This window comes from Chthonomonas sp. (assembly GCF_035294165.1).
Taxonomy (GTDB): Bacteria; Armatimonadota; Chthonomonadetes; order Chthonomonadales; family Chthonomonadaceae; genus Chthonomonas.
Genome location: NZ_DATGLN010000151.1, coordinates 20228 through 28393 on the forward strand (window position 1 = coordinate 20228; position 8166 = coordinate 28393).

General features: G+C 54.5%; 5 protein-coding genes. 1 reads left to right on the top strand and 4 read right to left on the bottom strand.

Annotation, left to right across the window (positions count from 1 at the left end; all coding sequences use genetic code 11):
* Nucleotides 1-46 precede the first annotated feature (46 nt).
* The 4 genes from VKV29_RS07435 to VKV29_RS07450 form a co-directional block, all read right to left on the bottom strand.
* Entirely contained in the window at nucleotides 47-2854 is a 2808-nt protein-coding gene (locus VKV29_RS07435) for an HD domain-containing protein (RefSeq protein WP_324200675.1), read from the bottom strand.
* Complete coding sequence (locus VKV29_RS07440) at nucleotides 2851-3171, bottom strand: ATP-dependent Clp protease adaptor ClpS (protein ID WP_324200676.1); 321 nt, start codon at nucleotides 3169-3171, stop codon at nucleotides 2851-2853. Before VKV29_RS07440 ends, VKV29_RS07435 begins: the two co-directional genes overlap by 4 nt.
* A gap of 78 nt (nucleotides 3172-3249) precedes the next feature.
* The gene (locus VKV29_RS07445) at nucleotides 3250-6378 is read right to left on the bottom strand and encodes an SMC family ATPase (RefSeq protein WP_324200677.1); all 3129 of its coding nucleotides are present in this window, start codon (nucleotides 6376-6378) and stop codon (nucleotides 3250-3252) included.
* A 15-nt stretch (nucleotides 6379-6393) separates the two neighbouring features.
* Nucleotides 6394-7659 (bottom strand): exonuclease SbcCD subunit D, encoded by a 1266-nt coding sequence (locus tag VKV29_RS07450; RefSeq protein WP_324200678.1) that lies wholly within the window; start codon nucleotides 7657-7659, stop codon nucleotides 6394-6396.
* A gap of 226 nt (nucleotides 7660-7885) precedes the next feature.
* Between VKV29_RS07450 and VKV29_RS07455 the strand changes: the two genes are divergently transcribed.
* Nucleotides 7886-8166, top strand: a 281-nt coding sequence (locus tag VKV29_RS07455; protein WP_324200679.1) for a hypothetical protein, incomplete at its 3' end; no start/stop codon positions are given.

Here is an 8166-nt window from a genome sequence, read left to right on the forward strand (position 1 = left end):
ACGTTGAACCTCCTTAACCCTTTTCGGGTCTATATCTGAATACGCATTATGCCTTGCTTCTCTCACCCCTGTCAAGCTGCAAAGCAGCATTGAGGCGACGCTCTATCTCGATCTCCGACAGATCTTGCGGTATCTGCACATAAAAAACAGCGCGTGCTTCACCCTGCCACGCCGATATCCGCGCGCTCTGAATATTCCACCCCAAATGTGCAAGAGCCGCTGCCGGCCAGTAGAGCGCCCCTATCTGCTCCTCACCGGCTATCTCAATGAGAACGATCTCCTCCTCCGCATTCTTACTTACACCCCGCACGTACATCCCTTTTGCTTGCTGTGCCGTAGGCAACGCCAGAGGTTCCCCGCGGATCACCTTTTTTAGTAGCTCGGTCACCTCCTTTCTCTTGCCCGGCAGAAGATGACGCCCCCGGTAGTCCACCCAAAGGGTATCTATGGCAATACGCTCACCGGCGGTAACGCGGGTTAACACCTGTGCGGCGTGAACGGTTACCCCTGCGCAGAAGAGCGCTAGGGCGATCTTCGACAAAAGGCCGGGCTGCGGGTCGTCATAAGTACAGACCGTCAATTCGGAGTAGGTGGCCGTCGGCTCATCTTCAAATGCGATGACAATCTCGCCGGCACGCACGCGCCGAACGTATTCGATGTGGGCGGCGATGCGTTGCACGGGCTGATTCAGTAGATAGCTCGTCGGCATGGCCTGGATGTGTTCTTGTACCAACTCGGCCGGAAGCGTGTGGAAACTTGTGTCTCTAAGCAGCGCTCTCTGGGCACGCGCCACCACTGTCTCCTCATCTTCAACCTCTTCGCGCGCGTAGAGGGCATCCAACGCCCGCAGCCATAGTGTCCTTAAGAAATGCCCCTTTACCGGTGTCCATACCCCCTCACCAACGGCGCGCGTATCGGCATAGGTTAGTAAGTAGAGCATGTTAAGCCGATCTACGTCGTCCACCACCCGCACAAAATCGGCAATGGTCTGTTCTCTATCGAGGTCGCGTAGGCGCGAGGTCTCCGCCATGAGAAGATGGTTCCTCACCAGAAAACAGACGGCCTCTGTGGCCTCTTCATCCCATTCCAGTCGCTTACATATCGCCCGTGCAATGCTCTCTCCGCTCTCAGAGTGCGGCACACCGGGCACGGCCTTTCCACAATCGTGCAGCAGAGCCGCCAACATAAGCCATTCCGGGTGCGGAAGCTCAAGCAGCAGACGGCGCATCTCCGTGAATAGCTCTTCATTGGCCGGGTGTGGCTCCAAAAGAGCTTCGATATGCTTGATCACATAGAGGGTATGCTGTCCCACCGTATACTCATGGGCGGGATCGTAGGGAATAAGATTCATCAATATGCCGAACTCCGGCAATAGCCAACCCAGTACCCCTAAGTCGGCCATCTTCTGCAGAATGGGGTAGACTTTTCCCGTCGCCGAAAGAAGCCGGGTAAACACCTGACGGATGCTCCGGTCCGCGGGAACCTCCGGTTTAGATCTCAATAGCTCAATGATAATAGGCTCCAACGCCTCTCCGATCTCTAGCTGATATTTTTGGGCTAACTCGAAAATCCACAAAATCCAGCCGAGGTCGTCGGCGATCAGGGCCTCGTTTGCGGGCACGATCTGCCGGTGCTTGCAGTCTAACCCGATCCCTAAAATAAGGCGGCTATGCTCCACACGCCGGAAAGCGGAGGAGGCAAATCGCCGCATCGTTGCCAAATGGGTATAGGTTTGGGCCATAAACGTCTCGGTGGAGGCCGGCTCTCGGCCGTAGCCCAAAGCCTGGGCCACCTCCTCCTGGCGCGTAACTACCAGCACATCGCGTTCGGCTCCGCTAAGAGCATGCAGGGCGTTCCGAATTTGAAAGAGGTGCTCCTTCGCTAAAGCAAGCTGCTTGCAGTCCTCTTCGGTCAAGTGCATCTCCTGTTGAAGTACCTGAAAGACTCGTTCGCCACGAACGCGCGCTGCCGGAAGATGGTGGCGTGCCTGTAGCAGCCATACCATTGTCTGAAAATCCCGCAGCCCTCCAGGCCCCTCCTTCAAATTCGGCTCAACCTGGTAAGGAACCATTCCGTGCTTCGCAAGCGCCCGAGATCGCTCCTCCAACTTGGTAAAAATGAAGTCGGTCGCGTTAAAGTTGCTCCAAAAGGCGTCTTCAAACTGAATAAAGAGTCGTTCGCTGCCCACAATGAGCCGGGCATCTAATAGCCCACTTATGGTAAGCAGATCGAGGTTGCCACAATCCTCCAGCAGGCGATAGGCGTAGCCTACCTCCAGCCCAACACGGTTCATTCCGATGTCCATAAGGGCCTGGAACATATATCGAACGACCTGATCGGTTCGGGCCTCCCCATCGCGAAGAGGAATAAAGGTGATGTCTATGTCGGAGTAAGGGCAAAGCTCTCTTCTGCCGTAGCCCCCTGTTGCCACAATACAGAGCGGTACTCCGGCAGGCGCCTCCCCAATGCGTTCGCAGGCCAGCTCGAACAATCGCCCGATCACGGCATCGGTTAGGTCGCTGAAGCGACGTGCCATCTGCACGCCGGAGGGTGCTTTCGCACTCTCAAGGCCGGCGTTCCCCCTTTCATCTCGTAGAGGCGCCTTTATCTCGTCGTTCAGTTTCTCGCGTTCTGCAAGGAAGAAGGCCGCTATCTGATCCGGATCGCTCAAGGTTTTTAGGGCCGTATAGGCTTCGAGGCCAACGCTAGGCTCTCCCGATAAATCGCAAGATGCTTGGAGGCCGGCGGTTCTGCGCGCGATTTTATCCCCTTCTCCATCGTTGGGTTTGGGGAATACAGAAAGCGGAGGAGATGAGGCTTGAGGCCGATCAGAGCTTTTTGGGCGTTTCTTCATCCCTCCTTAACCTCTACCCGAATGCCGATAGTGGCAATGATGCTTGCTACCCGCTCGCACTCTTCCTTATCGGCGTGATGAACCACCGATTTACCTAAGTGATGTATCTCCCAAGTCTCGATGGCGGCCTCCTCAAACGAACAGTGGGTTGCGGCGATGAGAATGTGAATGACCTCCTCCACCGTATTATAGTCGTTGTCGTATACCACAACAATCCACTCCGCCCCGCTACCTCCTGTGCTTTCCAGCTCCTCTCCCTTTGGCAGCGCCTTAATGGAGTTCTCCACAAACCCAATGCCGTTACACACAACACCCATTAGAAGAGGAGCTTTTTGCGTGTAACAGAAAGAACGGTATGTGATAGGAAAGTGTTCCCTTAGCATCTTTCTCCTCCTCTACACTAAATGGATATGAGAGCCACGCTCATCTTTTGTTACTTCAATACGATGGGCGAAGACATCTTTCAGGTCTTCCATGTGGGTAATCACTAAAATCTTCTCGAAATCGTCTTTGATCGCCTCGATGGCCTCCACCAAACGCTCCCGCCCCTTTCCATCCTGCGACCCAAAACCCTCATCCATAATTAAGGTTTGCAAACGCGTGCCACTGCGGCGGGCCAGCAGGCGCGAGAGGGCGATGCGGATGGCAAAACTGATGCGGAAGGCCTCTCCCCCGCTAAACAGCTCGTAGGGACGTGTGCCCATATCGTCCGTAATGCGAATATCGAGCGTTTCGATCTCACCGCGTTTGGATCGGGTTGGGCGCACCACCTCAAAACGCAGTTGCATTTTACCATCGGTCAAAGCGCGCAAAATCTCGTTGGCCTCCTCTTCTAGCTCCGGCAGCGTGTTCTCGATGATAAGCGCCTGAACCCCTTTTCTGCCGAAAGCGGCGTCTAAATGCTCATAGAGGCTTTGTCGCTCCTTCCAGGCTTTTAAGGCGGCCTCTTTCTCCCGCAAGTCAAGAGCTGCCTTTTCAGCACGCTGCACGGCTTCGGCAAGCCTCCCCTCCTCAACTCTCTGTTCTTCACTAAGTCGGCGAACCTCGTCAAGCGCCTGTCTAGCCGCCTCGCACCGCTGCTGCACTTCGTCAATCTGCCCTAACATAAGGCATTTTTCGGCTTGTTCTTCCTCCAGAGTCTGTATCTGTGCTTGTCTTTCGGCGATGAGACGGCTTAGCCGCTGCCTCTCCTCCCGCATCGGCTTAATTTGGGCACGTGCGTCTTCGAGCAAGCGAAAGCGCTCGCGGGCCGGCTCTAAGGCCTCTGCCTGTCGCTTCGCCTGTTCGTACTCCTCACTAACCGCCTTCAGTCGGGACAGTGTCCTCTGAGCGATCGTCATTCTGGTTCGAATAGGATGACCAAAATCCCCTTTTTCGAGCTTTTGCTGTAATTCGTTGTGTTCATCGCGCGCTTGCTTTAATCTTGTCTCAACCCCATCGTACTCTTGTAATCGCGACTGCAGCGCATCCAAACGGGTGTGCCACTGCAGCATCTCGTCCCGTTGCTTCTGTAGTGCCTCTATCGCCTCTCTGTTCTGTCTTTCCGCTTGCCGCACATCGTTAAGCTTCCCCTCCACCGTCTGACGGCGTGAAGCCAGTTGCTCCATGGTGGCGATGTCAAAACGTGCGAGGCGCTGAAGCGGTTCCTGCGCATTGTTATGCCATAGCAACAGCGGGCGCAGCGCATTACTTGCGGCAGTTGTGTCCAGCTCGGCCAGCTCGGTCTGCGTCCTCTGCAGCTTTTCCTCTACGGTGTCGTACTGCTCTCGTTGTGCTTGCAACTCCTGCAGTCGCGCCCTCTGCTCAATAAACCGGCGTCGCTGCTCCTCTAACCGTTGCTGCTCCTCCTCAAGCTGTCTTCTCCTCTCTTTTAGTTCGAGACCCTGTTGGCGCACCCGTTCGAGCTGTTCCTCACACTCCCGCAATTTCGTCTGCTGTGAGGCAATAAGTCGCTGCCGCTTCTCGTCATTCAACTCCGAAGCGCATACCGGACAGCTGGCTCCAGCCTGTTGCAGAATGGGCAATATCTCCCTAATTTCGCTTATATCCTGCTTCAAACGCTCATTTTGTGCCTTTAGCCCCTGATACCTTTCCGTTGCCTCCGTAAGCGCCTGCTGCACTTCCTGCAACTTTGCCTGAAGCTGCTCTTCTCCGACGAGCTGTTGCTCCAAATTCGCGATGTCGGCAAGAATTCTATTTCGAACTTCTAAATCTCTTTGCAACTGGGCAAGCTCTTGCTGCTTAGCTATTATCGCGTGCTGCAAAGCCTGCCGCGCCAAACGGCAATCATTCTCAAGCTGCCGAATCGCATCATACTCGGTCTGCAAGGCCTCTTTTTGTTGCTCCAGCTCCTGCTGCCGTGCAGAGAGTTGATCGTAGCGCACCTGAACCTCTTTAGCCGATGCGAGCTTGGCTTTCAAAGCTTGAATCTCTGTCACCAACTGGTTCTTCTGTTCGATCTCTCTTTCAAGCTGTTCTATATCACGGCGCTTTGCAGCAATGGCATGACGCAGCTCCTGCTCCTCACGTTGCAGTTCGGCCTCTAACCGAACCATCTCCTCATTGGCAGCATGATACTCCTGAAGTTGCGGCTCCAGAGCATCGGCTTTCTGTTTCGCACTTTGCCACAACTGATAGTCACCGATAATGGCCTCGCTCTGCCCTAGCAGAGTTTCCATCTCCGCAATTTGGCTTTCAACCCTTGCAAGTTCAACTCTGCGAGTTTGCGCGTCTGCCCTCTGCTCGGCTAGTGTCCTCTCAAGCTCCCTCACCTGCGTGGCCAACGTCTGCAACTCCACAAGCTTCGTGTGTAGTTGCGCATGTTCTTGCTCTTTTTGGGCCAGCTCCTCTCGCAACTTTTCAAGACCGGCTCGCACTTCTTGCAACTGCGCGTTCCTTCGTTGTAAATCGTTGGCCTCAAGCTTTAAGAGATTCACCTGCCCCTCAAGCTCCTGTATCTGAGCTTTCGCCTCTCGCACCTGCTCGCGTGCAAGCTCTTGTAGGCGGTCGTAGCGCTCAAGGCCTAGAATTTGCCCTAGCACCTGTTTACGCTTATCGGGGGTTTGTCGCGTAAACTCCTCCGCACGGCCTTGTTGTAGATAGGCCGAGTTCAAAAACGTCTCATACTCCATGCTGAGGAGCTGGGTAAGGCGCCTTTCCGTCTCCCGTTGCGAGGTTCCGCTAAGCGATATCCAGTCCTTTCCATCCCAACCGGCAAGATGCCATTCGCTGCTGCCACCGCGCTTACGCTTTTTGGTCACCTTGTAGCGCTGCCCATTCAGCTCGAACTCAAAGAGTATCTCCATCTCCTGAGCCCCAAGCCGAATGAGATCGTCCTCACTTACCCCTTGCGAGGCAATGCGGGTGCGCCCCCACAGTGCCCAGGTAATGGCATCGAGCAGGGCACTTTTGCCGTTGCCGTTCTCACCGGACAGACACGCCACATGCAGGCCCTCGAAGTTCAACGTCTCCGGTGGCTCTCCGTAGCTCATAAAGTTTTTCAAACTCAATCGAATCGGGATCATCCTGTTGCCTCATCCCTAGAGCGAAGTGGTAAACTCTCTCTCCTCTTGTTCTAACGCCTGAAAGAGCGGTTCGGCAGCCTCTAACAGACGGTCTTTTAGGGGTCGGAGTTTGTCTTGGGTTTCGATGTAGAGAGTTAATGCCTCACGCGGCTGGCGATTTTCGGTTAGTGCGCTGTTGCGCGTGTTGATGTTGCGACGGATAGCGCGGCGTACGATACGCACAAGCGCCGGAGATAAGGCCTCCTCGATAAGGCGCTGGTCTACCAAAGAATCGCGCTCCGCCTCAATGTGATAGATCAATCGTACGATGTTATCTCGAATTGGATGACGCCTAATGGCAGAGAGGATGGCCGCAGTAGGGTCATCACAATCGGCATCCACCTCTATCTCCACCATCTTACGGGCCACATCTACCTCAATAAACCGATAATCGGCTCCCCCCTTGTACACATCGGCGATCACGAATCCCTTCTCCTCCTCACGCTCTCCGAAATCTATGCGGTCGGGACTACCACAGTAGACCACGTGGGGTTGGCCTTGAGGATGAAGGTCTTGAAAACGGTGTATGTGCCCCAGCGCCACATAATCGAAAGCGGGGTTCGTAAGCACAGAGAGGGGAACCTGAGGCTCGTTGGAGTTGCCTAAGTAACCCTGCTGCCAACTCGAAAGTTTGGCCCCACTTACCCAGAAATGCCCCATGAGCACCGTGGGAATGTCATCTTCTGCCTCCCTCACCTTCTTCGCCAACTCCTCAATGTAGAAGCAGTAACGTTCTTCCACATAGCGGCGCGTTTCATCTAAGCTGAAATGTTTCAACTCTTCCCGCCCAATCAGCACGCCCTTCGCCAAATAGGGCATGGCCGCAACACGCAGTGTGCCGCGCTTTGTGGGGATGCACTCTACTTCGGGGCGACTGTATACGTAGACCTTTTCAACGCCGAGCGTTCGATAAATCTCGATGGCGTTCGCACGCCCCTTCATTACCGGTAGGTCGTGATTGCCGGTTAGCAGCACCACAGGAATATCCTTCTCGGAAAGGCGGCGAATGCATTCGGCAAACTCACGCTGCTCCGTCTGACGAGGGTCACGCGCCTTGTAGGCATCACCGGCAAAAATTGCGATGTCTACGTCCTCTTCAATAGCCCGATTAATAGCACGCATAAGCGACGTTTTAAAATCCAACAAACGCGAGTTGAGACCGGTGGCAGCGTCCAGCTTGCCGTACTGCTCTACGCCAAAATGGGTATCTGCGAAATGCATAACTCGGACGGTGTAGCCCATATCCTGTTGTTCCTTGTGCGCACGACACGGTATTTCCTAACATTATAACACTGCCTGCAACATTCGTCTTGGCGGAAAGCGATTCCAACCCCTAACATACGTTTGGGGGTAGGCGACACTTATTCGCTCCAAGAAAAAGATGAGACGCAGTGAAGAGGTATACTAGTGTAGCTTATGTTCGCATTGGTGCCCTATGGTGAACCGACTTTTGGTGTTATCCGGTTGCATGATACTGTGCTTACTTTTGCCGGCCTCTTCGGTTAAGGCAGCCGATCTGCCGGACGCTTTGCGTTATACCGCCAACCTCTACGCTAACCTTCATAGCTACGCGGAGCGGGCAACGGTTGAAGCCACGCTGCAAACCGGCAGCACCACACTGGAACGGTTTGTGGAAGGGATTGTCCTTTCCGCCAAGCGCCCCAACCTTCTGCGCTTGGTGATCAATGTACCGAATCGGGCTGCCTATCAGGCCGTTTACAGCGACGGTAAAACGCTGAGTGTCTACAA